Raw genomic sequence first — 14,338 nt, 5'->3', positions numbered from 1 at the left:
GCTGCCTCCACTCCCTCCGCTCCCTCGACTCAATCGCCGCGCCACCGAACAGGCGAGCTCGGCACACCGAGCCAAGCCGCCACACCCGCCTACCGCGACGCACCGGAGCCGAGGGTGGAGAAGACGCAGGCGAACACGACGTCCGGGCAAGGGCAGGGGACACCGGTCAGCCATGAGAACAGCAGCGACGCACATGTCGGTGCGGACCGGCAGGACCCAACTCAGCAGACGGGCACGGTAGCGCAGATCGAGGACGTCACACCCGTCGAATCACACCAACAGGACTGGTCCGCGCCGCCGGCACCCTCACCGGAGCCTTTTGGCGGCCCGGAGGCGTGGGCAACGAACGGCCCTCTTCCGGGCTGAGTCCGGCCTGCTGGACGATGAGGAGGTCTGCCAGGGACCGGGTATGTCCTTGACCGATGGCGCATGGCCGTTGGTAGGCGCATTCGTCGACTACCTGACAGCCCCGGCGCCGGTCCCGCGATCTCCAAGCTACGTGAGGGACGCGGATTCCGGGTACTCGAAGGAAAGTCAAGTTTCTCGCAGGCTTCAAGGGCCGCCTCCCCGCGGGGGGCGGACTGGCAAGGTAGGCGGCGTCGCGGTGGCCGCTGTTCCCGCGGCGTCGCCTGATGGGGGTACGAAGAAGCATCCGCCCCCGACCGTGAGCGTGTGGTTCCGACGAAGTCAGCGGCAGCGGTGTTCTGTTCGGGTAGGTGCCGGTCACGGCGGTGGCGAGCCGGGGTCTCCTGCGTATGAGTACGGTGCTGTCCATGCAGATCGACGGGGCGGAACAACAACGGCGCGGACACGTACTGCTGCTCGCAGGCGACATCGCGGCCCGACGCCGGAACGTGCAAGTGATGCCGTCCGTCAACCTCGCGGCCCTGTCGGTTGTCCCCGTGCCCGTTCTGCTCGGCAGCGACGTGCCCAGCGACACCACGTACCTCGACGGGATCCACGACCAGAACGCCCTTCAGGTCCGCCTCCGGGCCGCTGCGGCGTCCCCGGGCCCACTACTGGTCTACCTCTCCGGACGCCTCACCACCGACCGTCGGGGACAGAGCCTCTACCTCGCCCTGCCGGGTACCACCGTGGCGACCGCCCGCTATACGGCCCTCCCCTGGGAATGGCTGGGCACCGAACTGCGCATCCGGCCACCGGGCCTGACCACCGTGCTGTTCGACCTCGCCGCCGACAGGACCGCGTGGCCCCTGCTCCAGGACTACGGCACGCTGCCGGCCGCCGCTGACGCCGAGATGTTCGGCGTCATCGCGCCGCCCGGCTTCTCCGGCACCGAGACGGGCGTGAGCACCTATACCCGCGCCTGGATCGAGCAGCTGCGCCGCAACCCCGACCGGCCCACCAACTCCCGGCTGCACGCGCAGACCGTGGGCACCGCCGCGCTGCCCCCGGGCGCGCTGGTCATCCCACTCGCCCGCGAGCTCGGCGCCGCCCCGTCGTACGACGAGCCTGCGGCCCACCCGCCGAAGAGCAACCTGCGGCGGCTGCTCGCCGGGGACACCTCCCCCCTGCCAGGCCGCCGTCGCCTTGAGGAGCCGGCCGAAGCGGCGCCGGCCCTGGAGCGGATGCCATCACCGCTCCCGCCGCAGTCCGACGACCCGGCGCCGCCCCCGCAGCCGAAGTCCCCAACCCCCGCACCGCAGCACCACGCTCCGCCCGGCCCGCCGCCCGCCGCCACACAACACCAGCAGCCCGCACCGCAGTCCTCCGTGCCAGGCCCCCGCACGCCCGCCCAGATCCCTGCCGCTCCCGCCTGCGACGAGGCCGCCCGGGGCGTCGTCGCGATCCATCACCACCGGCCGGAGCCCGTGCAGCAGCCGGTTCGCGCTCCTCACCCGTATCCGGCTCAGACGGCACCGGAGCCACGGACTCACGTATCCCAGCAGGCCCCCGGCACCGTGCCGCAGCCGGTCCCGGCACAGCAGCAGGATCCGCGCCCGCACATCCACGCGCTGTCCGAGGCCGGGCAGCACCGCGAGGCCAGCCGCCTCGCCCATGTCTGGGAGCAACATGCGCTCCAGGCCCACGGTGTCGACTCGCCGCAGGCCACCGAGTGGGTCGAGATCCGGGCCGATCTCGCCAAGCGCGAGGGCAACTACCAACTCGCGACGCAACTGTGGATCGCCGCTGGGCGGACCCGTCTCGTCCACCAGTCGCCGGACGCGCCGGAGCTCCTGGGCGTGGCGCAGAACGCCCACCACTGCTGGACGCAGATGCGCAACCCGGATCAGGCCCGCGAGTGCGGTCCCGAGCTGATCAGCTTGCTGCGGGCGCTCCCCTCGCTCGACGGCCGGCACCTGTCGATGGCGCAGGAGCGCCTGGAGTTCCTGTCTCGATGATCAGAGATCGGCCGGCGTCGCGACGCCGGCCCTCCAGTCTCCCGGTCCGGCCAGGTGGACAGGGTGCACCAGCACCGGAGTGTCGGCCGGGAGGGCAAGCTCGGATGAGGGCATCGGTGGCCTTTCGAGGGTAGGGAGGGCATGGCCCAAGCCGGTCGCCGGCGCGGGTACGGGAGCGTCGGCGACCGGCGGCGCTCACGGCCGATCCGGTGGATCGGCCGCCGATTTCACGTTCCTGAACAAACCGGGGAGTCCCGCCTGCTTCTTCCGTGGCGAGATGAACCACAGTCGGCAGCGAGCGTCCCTTCAGCCTCGTTCAGCCATCGCCGACCCCTGCGGCGAATCAGCCCTTGGTCGGCACCTGCTCGCTCATGACGCGGTAGTGAACACCAGGACGGAGCCGACGCCCACCGTCAGCGTGTGTCCGCCGGTGAAGTTCGCCGTCAGCGTGCCGACCTTCGTGGGGAAGCCGTTGACATCCGTGCTCGGGGTGGCACCGTCGGTGTAGAGGTACTTGTTGAGGGTGATCGACCCGGTGGGCTCGGTCAGCCTCACCGTCTGTGTGACGGACGTACGGTTGACGAGGACGAACGTCCAGCCTCCGTTGGGCAGTTGCGCGGCGAGCACGCGCACACCCGCCGGCTCAGCCGGTGCGTGGATCGTGGACCCGGTCGGCAGGTACCGGGTCAGCAGGCTCCAGGTGTAGAACCATGGCCGCAGGGCCGTCGAGTGGGCCGACACCTTGCCGGGGTCGTCGTTCCCCCTCCCCCACATCCCGCAGAACGTGGTCGAGGCATAGCCGTCGAGGCACCAGGCTGCCGCGCCGTCGACGCCGCTGCGGGCCTCCTGCACGGCCAGATCCGCCATGCGCAATGGCTGGGTCGTGTCGAGCGCGAAGCGGTAGTCCTTGCTGCCGTCCGGATACTGGAGGGCCTTCATGCCTGTCTCCCCGAGCAGCACCGGACTGCCCGGCACCGCCGTGCGGATCTGGGACACGGCCCGGCTCATCACGGGCTCGACGTACTCCGGGGCCGCGCCGTACAGCTCCTGGCCATAGAAGTGGGCTTCGGTCGTTCCCAGCAGGCCGCTCTGCGCGGAGCGCAGCCACCAGGAGTTGGTGCCCTTCCAGGTGCCGGTGTCCAATGCGGCCTGTGTCTGCGTCAGATCGTCGAGCGAGTCGTCGACAGTGGTGCTGTTGTTGGCTACGTGCATCGACCCGATCGTGTGCTCAAGGGCGGAGGAGGCCACCGACAGGCGCAGGTACTTGCTGCCGGTGATGCCCGAGGCGGTGTACGTGTAGCTCCACATACCGCCTCCGTTCTTGCCGGTGACCAGGGCGACCGGCGTCGGCGGAGTGACAGCCAGACTCTTCCAGGTCGTGCCGTCGGACGAGGTCTGGAAGGTGATTGCGGTGTCGGTGGCACTGTCCGCGTAGACCTGCGCGGTGAACGTGTTGAGTGAGGCGAGCTTCCAGACCAGCGCGGAATCGCATCCGGCATTGCACACGGGTGCGGTCTGGCGGCCGAGGTCGCCGTCGTAGGCGCTGATGCCGGCTTCGGCGGTGTCGGCGCCGGAAATGACCGTTCTGTTGGTGTCCACCCCGGCGGTTGCGAACGCCGACGCGAGGTTGGTCGTCGCCGTCTGCCAGTCGGTGTACGAGTACGACTTCGAGTCGTTGGAGACGTTGGGCTCGTTGACCCCGACCCAGAACCCCGGCGCGGCGCCGTGAGCCTGCAGGTGCTTGACCAGTGTCGCCTGGACGGCGGCCGTGTTCGGCGAGGTATACGTCAGGTTGTCGATCCCGAAGAGCCCGCTGACCACCGGTACGCCCTGATCGGCATAGTGTTTGATCACCTTCTCGGCGTTCAGATAGGCCGCGCTGGCGAAGTCGTAGCTGCCGCCCGCGTCCGTGCCGCTCCAGAACCAGGGCAGGTTGAACATGACCCGGACCACGCCCGGTTTCATGTAGTCGGTGCGGGACACCATTCGATTCCAGTCGGTGGTGCTCCAGCTGGTGCCACTCGGCGGCTGGGGGTTCTGGTTGTATCCCAGACCGATCCAGTGGCTGCTGACCACATCGTCGGTGGTGGCGGCGACGCTCGGGGCCGGTGCCGCAAGGCCAGTGCCGAGCGCCGCCACTGTGGTTAACAGCGCCGCGCACAGCGTCCGGGCCATGGGTCGGACGGGTCGGAGAGCGAGGAGTGATCGGGAACGCATAGATTCCTTCCAGCATTGCACGTCGTGGGCACCTTGCGGTCACGACCCGTCCGTTCCTGGGCAGGGTCGGCTCGTTCGTGATCCTCGGTAGCGTCCACAACTGGCCGCCATTACGGAGCTCGTAAGCTCCCATGTTGAGCCGCCGGATCGACCACGGCCTCCGTGAAACTACGGGGTCGCACACTGAGTTGGGTCACGCTCGGCCGAACGGCTGGTTCCGGGCCCGGGCCCGACGCCCTTGTGGGTCTCCAACGGGTTCGCCCGGGCTGTCGAACGGCTGTGGGTCCGCCCGCTGTTCGGACAGCCGCACGGTCTGGGCCCGCTTCTGTGCCGTCCCGAAGGAGTGGGGAGGCCCGTCGGTCCCGGCCAGGTCGACGCCGTCCCGGTGGAGCAGACGCCCGCGGCAGACTTTCCTCGAGCGTCACGCTCACGGACGTGACCAGTGCCGCTAGACCCGGCCACCGCTCGAAGGGCGGCCCGGAGTCATGCGACCACGGCTCGACCTCGATCCTCGTAGGCCTTCACGGTAAAGCAGCTTCGTCGCCATGCGTACCGGCTCATGAAGAATCTCTGCCTCCGTCGTGTCCGTCTCCACGATGCTCGTTCGTCGTGTTTCACGTACTTGGCCAACAGTGGCGTGCCGGATCACATTCTTGCCAGGTGGGCGGGACATACAAATGTGAAGACCACAAAGAGGTGGTATGTGAAGCCGGACGTAGAGGATCTCCGAGGTGCGGCGACCACATGGGATGGTCTGCACGGGGCACGAACGGAGGGATAGGAGTGAGTGAGCGTTTTCAACGTGGCCACTGATCGGGTGACGGCGCTGGTGCGAACCGGGATGCGCAACGAACAGGGCTCCCGCGCCGTTTGGGGAGGTGTTCTACGTCTCAACTCAGCAGTACAGGAGCCCTGTTGGTTCCATATCCTGCCGCACTCGACCTCCCACGGCCCTGGTTGAGCAGGTCACGATGCTCATCGTCACCCGTGAGGGTGACCGGCGGTGCAAACTCCCGCCGCACCGCCGTGCGCTGGTCGCACTCGTGTATCCGCGCTGCCACGACACCCTCACGAGGATCGCCGCGGCATTCGGCATATCCGTCGGCACCACCCACGCCTACGTCACCGCGGTCACCGGCCTGCTCGCCGAGTGGGCACCGGGCCTGCTGAAGACCTTGCGCGAGAACGACCCGGACTACGTCCTCCTGGACGGCACGCTCGCCGAGTGCGACCGCGTCGGCGACGGCAGGGCCGACTACTCCTCGAAACACAAGCGGCACGGGGTGAACGTGCAGGTCGTCACGGACCCGGCCGGCGAGATTCTGTGGCTGTCGCCGGCGCTGCCGGGCAGGACCCACGATCTGACGGCCGCCCGCACCCACAAGATCCTCCGGATCTGTGCGCGCCAGGGCGTCCCGATCCTGGCCGACATGGCCTACATCGGCGCGGGTGACTGGGTCACCACCGCCAAGCGCCGCCCGCCCAATGGTGGCTCACCCTCACCGAGCGGACCGGCAACCGGGCCCTGTCCGTAGCCCGGGCACCCGTCGAACGAGGCATGGCACGGCTGAAGTCCTGGCATATCTTCCGCAGATCCCGCATCAGCCCCAACCGCATGAGCGTCATCACCAAAGCCGTCCACTCTGGAGAGGCAACGCTGAAAGCGCTCAGTCAGGCGATCACGACTCACCCCCATGAGGCGGTGGTCGTCCAGCAGGCGCGCGAGGGTTCCGGCTGCGTACGTTGCGGCGGGAGGGGCAGCAGCCGCTAGGGTCCCCCCGGTCATGTGAGATTTCGTGAGAGATGAGAGGCTCGGACGGGTGAGCGAGACACCACCGAACACCCTGCAATACCGCTTTGACGGGCCAGAAGACGCCCCAGTCCTGATTCTGGGTCCCTCACTGGGTACCACATGGCACATGTGGGACCGTCAGGTCCCCGAGCTGGCCAAACAGTGGAGGGTGCTCCGGTTCGATCTGCCGGGGCACGGCGGCGCCCCGGCGCACCCCTCGGGGTCGGTCGCCGAGCTGGCCGCGCGGCTGCTCGCCACGTTGGACGGGCTCGGGGTGTGGCGGTTCGGTTACGCGGGGTGCGCGCTCGGCGGGGCCGTCGGTGTCGAGCTGGCCCTGAGGCACCCGGAGCGGGTGGCGTCCCTGGCGCTGGTGGCCGCCTCGCCACGGTTCGGTACGGCGGACGAGTTCCGGCAGCGCGGAGTGATCGTGCGTACCAACGGGCTCGACCCGATCGCCCGTACCTCGCCGGACCGCTGGTTCACCGGCGGGTTCGCGGCCGCACAGCCCGCGATCACCGAGTGGGCCGTACAGATGGTCCGCACCACCGACCCCGGCTGCTACATCGCCGCCTGCGAGGCTCTGGCATCCTTCGACGTCCGTGCCGAGCTGGGCCGGATCGGCGTACCGACCCTGGTCCTGGTGGGCTCGGACGACCAGGTCACCGGCCCGGCCGAGGCCCGCACCCTGGTGGCCGGCATCCCGGACGCCCGGCTCGCCGTCGTCCCGGGCGCCTCCCACCTCGTACCGGTCGAGCAGCCGGCGGCCGTCACCGACCTTCTGGTCCGGCACTTCTCCACCGCCTGGCAGCCCGCTCCCGACTCCGCCACCGGGCATACGGCCGTCCCGGCGGGCCTCACCGCCCTGGCGCCGGTACAGCCGGTCCTGGCCGCCCAGCAGACCGCCCCGCCGAGCGTCCAGCAGACCGCTCAGCGGGCTGTCCCGCAGACCGCCCCGCAGGTGGTGCCGCCGGCAGTGCCGCGTGTCGCCGCGCAGGCCTCGCCCATCGCCGAGATCGCCCCCGCCGTCGTACCGCCGCCGCTCCACGGCCGCCCCGACCCGTACGACAGTGGGCTCAGGGTCCGCCGCGAGGTGCTCGGCGACGCGTACGTCGACGCGGCGCTGGCCGGGACCGACGACTTCTCCGGGGACTTCCAGGAGTTCGTCACCCGGTACGCCTGGGGCGAGGTCTGGGACCGACCCGGGCTCGACCGGCGCACCCGCAGCTGTGTCACGCTCACCGCGCTGGTCGCGGGCGGTCACCTGGAGGAGCTGGCCCTGCACACCCGGGCGGCGCTGCGCAACGGGCTGACCCCCGGCGACATCAGGGAGGTGCTGCTCCAGGCGGCCGTGTACTGCGGGGTGCCCGCCGCGAACAGCGCGTTCCGCGTGACCCAGCGGGTCATCCGGGAGGAGACCACGCCCGACCAGTGAGCGCGGGCGGCGGCACGCGGGGCACGATGGTGCCATGAAGCTGACGAAGATGTCCCACGCCTGCGTCCGCCTGGAGAAGGACGGCAGGACGCTCGTCCTCGACCCGGGCGGCTTCAGCGAGGAGGACGCGGCACTCGGCGCGGACGCCATCCTGGTCACCCACGAGCACCCGGACCACTTCGACGAGAGCCGGCTGCGGGCGGCCATGGAGGCGAACCCGGCCGCCGGGATCTGGACCCTGAGGTCGGTCGCGGACAGGATCTCGGCGGCCTTCCCGGGCCGGGTGCGCACCGTCGGCCACGGCGACACGTTCACCGCCGCGGGCTTCGACGTCCAGGTGCACGGCGAACTGCACGCGGTGATCCACCCGGACATCCCGCGGATCACCAACGTCGGCTACCTGGTCGACGGCGGCCGCGTCTTCCACCCCGGCGACGCGCTCACCGTCCCCGACCACCCCGTCGAGACGCTGATGCTCCCGGTCATGGCTCCCTGGAACAAGATCTCCGAGGTCATCGACTACGTCCGTGAGGTGAAGCCGCAACGCGCCTACGACGTTCACGACGCCCTGCTCACCGACCTCGCCCGCCCGATCTACGACAACCAGATCGGCGCCCTCGGCGGCACGGAGCACCTGCGGCTCGCGCCGGGATCCTCCGCCGACGTGTGAGCCCCCTCCGGGCCCTGAGGCGCTGGGGACGGCGCTGTCGGTGGTGCCCGGTAGGTTGGAGGACATGCGCATCGCGACCTGGAACGTGAACTCGATCACCGCACGCCTCCCGAGGCTGCTGGCCTGGCTGGAGAGCAGCGGCACCGATGTGCTCTGCCTCCAGGAGGCCAAGATCGCCGAGGAGCTGTTCCCGTACGACCAGCTGCGCGACCTGGGCTACGAGGCGGCGGTGCACGCCACGGGCCGGTGGAACGGTGTGGCGGTGATCTCCCGGGTGGGTCTGGCCGACGTCGTCAAGGGCCTGCCCGGCGACCCCGGCTACGACGGCGCGGAGGAGCCCCGGGCGATCTCCGCGACCTGCGGCCCGGTGCGCGTCTGGTCGGTGTACGTACCGAACGGCCGCGAGGTGGACCACGCGCACTACGCCTACAAGCTCCAGTGGTTCGAGGCGCTGAAGGCCGCCGTCGCGGGCGACGCGGGCGGCAGCCGTCCGTTCGCGGTCCTCGGCGACTACAACGTGGCGCCGACGGACGAGGACGTCTTCGACGTGGCCGCCTTCGAGGGTCTCACCCACGTCACCCCCGCCGAGCGCGCCGCCCTCGCCGCACTGCGCGAGACCGGCCTGTCCGACGTGGTCCCGAGGCCCCTGAAGTACGACCGCCCGTACACGTACTGGGACTACCGCCAGCTGGGCTTCCCGAAGAACCGCGGCATGCGCATCGACCTGGTGTACGGCAACGAGCCGTTCGCCACGGCCGTCAAGGACGCCTACGTCGACCGCGAGGAACGCAAGGGCAAGGGTGCCTCGGACCACGCGCCGGTGGTCGTGGACCTGGACGTGTAGCGACGCGTAGGCAGATGGTTCCTGCCGACGCGACACACCCTCGTCCGGGCTGTGGTGCGCATGGCGGTGCGAGTGCCAGGCTGGACATATGAACATCCCCTTCCTGGGCAACCTGGGCAACCGGCACAAGAAGAGCGCTGAGGCGGTCCTCGCGATCGATCCCGAGGGCGTCGCGGAACTCCTCTCGGAGTGCGAGCTGCTGCGCTCCCAGGCGTCCCGGGAGGGCGTTCGGCTCGATGACTCGCCGGCCTCGCTTGAGGCACTCGACCAGTTGGTGCCGCGCTGGCGCGACGACGAGGACACCCTGTCCTGGCTGGGCACCGACGCGGGACTGTATCTGGGCACGGTAATCGTCCGCACGGTCCCCGGCGCCCGCTGGGACATCCTGCCCGGCGGACTCGTCGTCGTACGGCTGGCGTCCGGACGCGAGTTCGACGTCATCGCGTCCGGACACGAGTGGGCGGCCAGCGGCGTCCCCGAGCTCTCGCAGCTCTATGCCGAGGTCTCCGAGACGTAGAACTCCTCGAACTCGACTACGATATGCCGTTCATCCCCGTCAGAGGGGGACGGGGAGGACACAGGGCCAGGCCCGGTCGGCAGCAGCCGGCGATCACTGCTCGCGCAGGGGGACGGACACGTACGACGGGTCGTCCGAAGGCGAGGAGAAGGTCAGCTGCGCGCCGGCCGGGTTGTGCTCGAGGTACAGCGGGTCGACGGTGTCGACCACCAGGGCGAGCCGGTGCCCCGCCGGGACGTCGTACGCCGTGGAGAACAGGTCCAGATCCACGCCGAACGCCTGCCCGGGCGTGCGGTCGTACCAGGTGTACGGCGCGTGCGTGACCAGCTTGCCGATGCCGAGCGGGCCCACGTCGTACAGGTAGGCGATCACCGTCCCCTGTTCCTTGGTCGGGGTGAGGGTGGTGTGCAACTTGGCCGTGCCGCGCACGTGCTGGTCGCTGCCGTACTTCTCCGACTTCCACACCGCGGCCCAGCGGCGGGGGAGCAGCGGGATCGAGGCGACCGGCGGGATCTGCGCCACCTGGTCGAGGATGCTGGAGAGGAAGAGGATGCCGCCGTCCGCGCCCGAGTCCAGGTTCGCGTGGATCCTGGTGGTGCCACCGAGGTCGAACTTCCTGCGGGTGGCGCCGACCGACTTCCAGTCCGGGTAGGTCTCGTAGCCGCCGGACGTACGGGACTTGAGTTGCACCGGAGGCTCGTCGTCGATGCCGTTGGCCTCGCCCTTGAGGTAGCGGTCGAGCCAGCGCGAGGTGTCCGTCCACACGTCGTTGGGCAGCCCGAACAGGCCGGTCATCTCGGCGGTCGCGTGGTCGCCGGGCCGGAACTCCAGCCGCTTCGGGACGGTGAGTTTCTCGTAGAAGTCGGCGTACTGGTTGGCCGGGAAGATCGAGTCGCCCCAGCCGTTGGCCAGCATCACGGCCGCGCCGTTCCGGTTGAGCTGGTCGACGTAGGTCGCGGGCGAACGCTTCTTCCCCCAGTCGATGATCTGCTGTTCCTTGGCCAGGTCGGGGAAGTACATGTCGTTGAAGACCTCGCGGACCTCGGCGCTCTCCCGGCCGGTGACCACGCCCGCGCCGTCCAGCAGGGCGGCCGCCTGAACATGCTGCGTGCGGCCGGAGTAGATGGAGGCGATGAGGTCCGCCCAGCCGCTGAGCGCGGCGACCGCCTTGATCCGCTTGTCGTGGGCGGCGGCGAGCAGGCTGATGCCGGCGCCGTAGGAGACTCCCGCCATGCCGATGTGCGCCGGATCCGCCTGGGTGTGGGCGAGCGCCCAGTCGATCACCTTGGAGGCGTCGGCTATGTCGGGCGGGCCGGCTACTTCTATCTGCCCGCCGGACTGCCAGAAGCCGCGCACGTTGTAGGTGAGCACGATGTATCCGTTGTTCGCCAGCTTCTGGGCCTGGGCGAGGTATTCGGCCTGGGGCAGGCCCCAGCTCGTGGGCAGGACGACGAGCGGGTAGCGGCGTGAGCCGTCGGCGCCGTCGGGGGTGACGACGTTCGCCTTGAGCACCGTGCCGCCGTCGCCGGTGATGTCGACGAAGCGGACGGCTCCGGCGGCCTGTGCGGCCGGTGCCAGGCCGATGATCGGGCCGGCGAGCAGGGCCGCCGAGACTACTCCGACGGCAGTGGTGCGCAGGGTGGTGCGACCGTGTCCCATGGGTCACTCCTCACGTGTGTGCGTGCAAAGTGACCCGAAGGTAACCTCGGTGCCTTACCGCAAGTAACCCGTAAGTAAGTTACGTACCGGTAAAGATTGTTGAACCATCATGGTGTTCCGGAGGTCGCCTCCGGCGTCGGCAGGGGGGTCTGCGCGACCCGTGTCACGTCCGCGACCAGCTCGACCACATCAGGGCCGTACGCCTGTGAGTTGACCACCTTCAGCAGCAGTACGAAGGAACCCCCGCCGTGCTTGCGGGCCAGCCGCTCGTGGTTGCGGGCCAGATAGCGGGTCGCGGCCTGGTTGTTGATCGCGCGCTGGCCGCAGAAGAGGAACACCGGCCGGGCATAACGTCTCTGGCTCACCGTCAGCCGTGCGAGGAGCACGTACTCGGTCCGCCCGCGCTCCAGACGGTACACCTCCCCACCGATCCGGAAGGAGGTCCGGTCCGGCCCGGACTCGGCCTCCAGGTCCACCCGCACGCCCGGCAGCAGGGAATCGAGATGGGCGGCCATGCGGCGATTCGAGCCGGGGCCTCCCACGCAGAACTCGGTGCGCTCGCCGAAGCCCTGCTGGGTGGCGTCGTGGGCGACGACCTGGGCGTTGGCGTGGCAGTCCTTGATCAGTGCGGCGAGTTCGAGCAGCGCGAACACGTCGTGCCGCTTCACCGTCAGCTCCGGGCCGCCCGCCTCGCGGTTCACCACCAGCAGCGACTCGGAGTTGTCGGGCAGCCCGAAGAACGCCTGCTTCCGCCGCAGCCTGCGCCGCCACAAGTAGGTGCGGGCCAGCCAGCCGAGCCCGGCGCTGACACCGGCTGCTATCACGCCCAGGACGATATTGCGCACGTCGTCGTTCATGGCCGCGCATGTTAGCGGCCCGTGATGGCCGGAACGTACCCGTGTTCGATGTGTGACTCTTGTGTGAGAGGTGCCCTGAATCCGGCTGTCGGGGTGCGGCCCTTGTGGCTACGCTGCGCGGACGGTCTGGGACTGGAGGTATCGATGCGTCGCCCTGTCGCGCGGAAACTGGCGGTGCTGGCGGTCTCGGCCGCTGTGATGTCCGTGGGTGCGACCGCGCCACCGGGGGCGCCGAGCGCCGCCCCGGCGAAGACGCCCGTCGCCGTCGGCTACGGCGGGGCCGTGGCCAGCGTCGACGCGGACGCCTCCGCCGCCGGTATCGAGGTACTCAGAAAGGGCGGCAACGCCGTCGACGCCGCCGTGGCCACAGCCGCCGCGCTCGGCGTCACCGAGCCCTACTCCTCCGGCATCGGCGGAGGCGGCTACTTCGTCTACTACGACGCCCGGACCCGCACCGTGCACACCATCGACGGCCGTGAGACCGCGCCGCTCACCGCCGACTCCGGCCTGTTCCTGGAGAACGGCAAGCCGCTCGCCTTCGCCGACGCCGTCAGCAGTGGCCTGAGCGTCGGCACCCCGGGCACACCCGCCACCTGGCAGAGCGCCCTGGACAAGTGGGGCACCAGAAAGCTCGGCGCGGTGCTGCGGCCGGCCGAGCGCATCGCCCGCGACGGCTTCACCGTCGACAACACCTTCCGCTCCCAGACCGCGTCCAACGAGACCCGGTTCCGCTACTTTCCGGACACCGCCGCGCTCTTCCTGCCCGGCGGCAGCCTCCCGGACGTCGGCTCCACCTTCAAGAACCCCGATCTCGCCCGCACCTACGAGGAACTGGGCAGCAAGGGCGTAGGCGCGATCTACCGCGGCGACCTCGGCAAGGACATCGTCCGCACGGTCAACAAGCCCCCGGTGGCCCCCGGTTCGAGCTGGAACGCCCGCCCCGGCAAGCTGTCCGCGAAGGACCTGGCGGCCTACCGGGCCAAGCCGCAGGCGCCCACCAGTACGTCGTACCGGGGGCTCGGCGTCTACTCGATCGCCCCCTCCTCCTCGGGCGGCACCACGGTCGGCGAGGCGCTCAACATCCTTGAGCACACGGACCTCTCGAAGGCGTCCGAGACGCAGTACCTGCACCACTACATCGAAGCCTCCCGGATCGCCTTCGCCGACCGCGGCCGCTGGGTCGGCGACCCAGCCTTCGAGGACGTACCGGCGAAGCAACTGCTCTCCCAGCGGTACGCCGACTCGCGCGCCTGCCTCATCAAGGACGAGGCGGTCCTCACCAGCCCGCTCGCACCCGGCGACCCGCGCCACCCGGAGGGCTGCTCCACCAAGGGCACGGCGGCGCCCACGACCTACGAGGGCGAGAACACCACCCACCTCACCGTCGCCGACAGGTGGGGCAACGTCGTCTCCTACACGCTCACCATCGAGCAGACCGGCGGCAGCGCGATCACCGTCCCCGGCCGTGGCTTCCTGCTCAACAACGAGCTCACCGACTTCTCCTTCGCCCCGGCCAACCCGGCCGTGCACGACCCCAACCTGCCCGGTCCCGGCAAGCGGCCGCGCTCGTCGATCTCCCCGACCATCGTGCTCGACCGGCACGACCGGCCCGTGGTGGCGCTGGGCTCACCCGGCGGCGCGACCATCATCACCACCGTGCTGCAGACCCTCACCGAGTTCCTCGACCGCGGCCTGCCCCTGGTCGACGCGATCGCCGCGCCCCGCGCCAGCCAGCGCAACGCGGCCACCACCGAACTCGAACCCGGCCTCTACAACAACAGCGACCTGAGAGCCCGGCTGGAGGCCATCGGGCACCACTTCACCCAGAACCCGGAGATCGGCGCGGCGACCGCGGTCCAGCGCCTGCCGGACGGCAGGTGGCGGGCGGCCGCCGAGAAGACACGACGCGGCGGCGGCTCGGCGATGGTGGTGAATCCGGCGCCCTAGGTGTATGACCAGACCACTGTCAACAACGCTCGTGATCAAT

At 70.0% G+C, this 14,338-nt stretch carries 10 protein-coding genes and 1 pseudogene; 8 read left to right on the top strand and 3 right to left on the bottom strand.

Annotated features, from left to right (window positions below; all coding sequences use genetic code 11):
- Window positions 1–773 precede the first annotated feature (773 nt).
- On the top strand, window positions 774–2,363 hold the full coding sequence (locus tag ACIPK3_RS12775) for a hypothetical protein (protein WP_402568916.1): 1,590 nt from the start codon (window positions 774–776) through the stop codon (window positions 2,361–2,363).
- Window positions 2,364–2,732: 369 nt separating this feature from the next.
- Here ACIPK3_RS12775 and ACIPK3_RS12770 read toward each other — a convergent pair whose 3' ends face one another.
- Window positions 2,733–4,538, bottom strand: a complete 1,806-nt coding sequence (locus tag ACIPK3_RS12770) for a hypothetical protein (protein WP_402568915.1) — start codon at window positions 4,536–4,538, stop codon at window positions 2,733–2,735.
- Between the two features lie 601 nt (window positions 4,539–5,139).
- Here ACIPK3_RS12770 and ACIPK3_RS12765 point away from each other — a divergent pair.
- The 6 genes and pseudogenes from ACIPK3_RS12765 (at window position 5,140) to ACIPK3_RS12740 (ending at window position 9,835) form a co-directional block, all read left to right on the top strand.
- The gene (locus ACIPK3_RS12765) at window positions 5,140–5,361 is read left to right on the top strand and encodes a tyrosine-type recombinase/integrase (RefSeq protein WP_402568913.1); all 222 of its coding nucleotides are present in this window, start codon (window positions 5,140–5,142) and stop codon (window positions 5,359–5,361) included.
- Window positions 5,362–5,495: 134 nt separating this feature from the next.
- A pseudogene (locus ACIPK3_RS12760) lies at window positions 5,496–6,241 on the top strand (transposase family protein).
- Between the two features lie 159 nt (window positions 6,242–6,400).
- On the top strand, window positions 6,401–7,804 hold the full coding sequence (pcaC, locus tag ACIPK3_RS12755; protein ID WP_402568911.1) for a 4-carboxymuconolactone decarboxylase: 1,404 nt from the start codon (window positions 6,401–6,403) through the stop codon (window positions 7,802–7,804).
- Window positions 7,805–7,838: 34 nt separating this feature from the next.
- The gene (locus ACIPK3_RS12750; protein WP_402568909.1) at window positions 7,839–8,474 is read left to right on the top strand and encodes an MBL fold metallo-hydrolase; all 636 of its coding nucleotides are present in this window, start codon (window positions 7,839–7,841) and stop codon (window positions 8,472–8,474) included.
- A 64-nt stretch (window positions 8,475–8,538) separates the two neighbouring features.
- Complete coding sequence (locus tag ACIPK3_RS12745) at window positions 8,539–9,318, top strand: exodeoxyribonuclease III (protein WP_402568907.1); 780 nt, start codon at window positions 8,539–8,541, stop codon at window positions 9,316–9,318.
- An 88-nt stretch (window positions 9,319–9,406) separates the two neighbouring features.
- Window positions 9,407–9,835 carry a DUF6278 family protein gene (locus tag ACIPK3_RS12740; protein WP_402568905.1) on the top strand — a complete coding sequence of 143 codons (429 nt, stop codon included), beginning with the start codon at window positions 9,407–9,409 and terminating at the stop codon, window positions 9,833–9,835.
- Between the two features lie 93 nt (window positions 9,836–9,928).
- On the opposite strand, the gene ACIPK3_RS12735 is transcribed toward ACIPK3_RS12740, so the two are convergent.
- Together ACIPK3_RS12735 and ACIPK3_RS12730 are read right to left on the bottom strand one after the other, a co-directional pair.
- A complete protein-coding gene (locus ACIPK3_RS12735; protein WP_402568904.1) occupies window positions 9,929–11,494 on the bottom strand; it encodes a CocE/NonD family hydrolase in 1,566 nt (521 codons plus the stop codon).
- A 107-nt stretch (window positions 11,495–11,601) separates the two neighbouring features.
- Entirely contained in the window at window positions 11,602–12,351 is a 750-nt protein-coding gene (locus tag ACIPK3_RS12730; RefSeq protein ID WP_402568902.1) for a hypothetical protein, read from the bottom strand.
- Between the two features lie 144 nt (window positions 12,352–12,495).
- On the opposite strand from ACIPK3_RS12730, the gene ggt reads away from it, so the two are divergent.
- Window positions 12,496–14,298 carry a gamma-glutamyltransferase gene (ggt, locus tag ACIPK3_RS12725; protein ID WP_402568901.1) on the top strand — a complete coding sequence of 601 codons (1,803 nt, stop codon included), beginning with the start codon at window positions 12,496–12,498 and terminating at the stop codon, window positions 14,296–14,298.
- The last annotated feature ends 40 nt before the right edge of the window (window positions 14,299–14,338 follow it).

This window comes from Streptomyces sp. NPDC086787, from assembly GCF_044745865.1.
GTDB lineage: Bacteria > Actinomycetota > Actinomycetes > Streptomycetales > Streptomycetaceae > Streptomyces.
Note: the sequence above shows the minus strand (reverse complement) of the source record. Positions and strands in the feature narration are given on the sequence as shown.

Bases quoted from the DNA above. Each gene is read 5' to 3' on its own strand.
- ACIPK3_RS12750 (WP_402568909.1), top strand. From the start codon at position 7,839: ATGAAGCTGACGAAGATGTCCCACGCCTGCGTCCGCCTGGAGAAGGAC.
- ACIPK3_RS12765 (WP_402568913.1), top strand. From the start codon at position 5,140: ATGAAGAATCTCTGCCTCCGTCGTGTCCGTCTCCACGATGCTCGTTCG.
- ACIPK3_RS12770 (WP_402568915.1), bottom strand. From the start codon at position 4,538: ATGGCCCGGACGCTGTGCGCGGCGCTGTTAACCACAGTGGCGGCGCTC.
- ACIPK3_RS12745 (WP_402568907.1), top strand. From the start codon at position 8,539: ATGCGCATCGCGACCTGGAACGTGAACTCGATCACCGCACGCCTCCCG.
- ACIPK3_RS12775 (WP_402568916.1), top strand. From the start codon at position 774: ATGCAGATCGACGGGGCGGAACAACAACGGCGCGGACACGTACTGCTG.
- ACIPK3_RS12730 (WP_402568902.1), bottom strand. From the start codon at position 12,351: ATGAACGACGACGTGCGCAATATCGTCCTGGGCGTGATAGCAGCCGGT.
- ACIPK3_RS12740 (WP_402568905.1), top strand. From the start codon at position 9,407: ATGAACATCCCCTTCCTGGGCAACCTGGGCAACCGGCACAAGAAGAGC.
- ggt (WP_402568901.1), top strand. From the start codon at position 12,496: ATGCGTCGCCCTGTCGCGCGGAAACTGGCGGTGCTGGCGGTCTCGGCC.
- ACIPK3_RS12735 (WP_402568904.1), bottom strand. From the start codon at position 11,494: ATGGGACACGGTCGCACCACCCTGCGCACCACTGCCGTCGGAGTAGTC.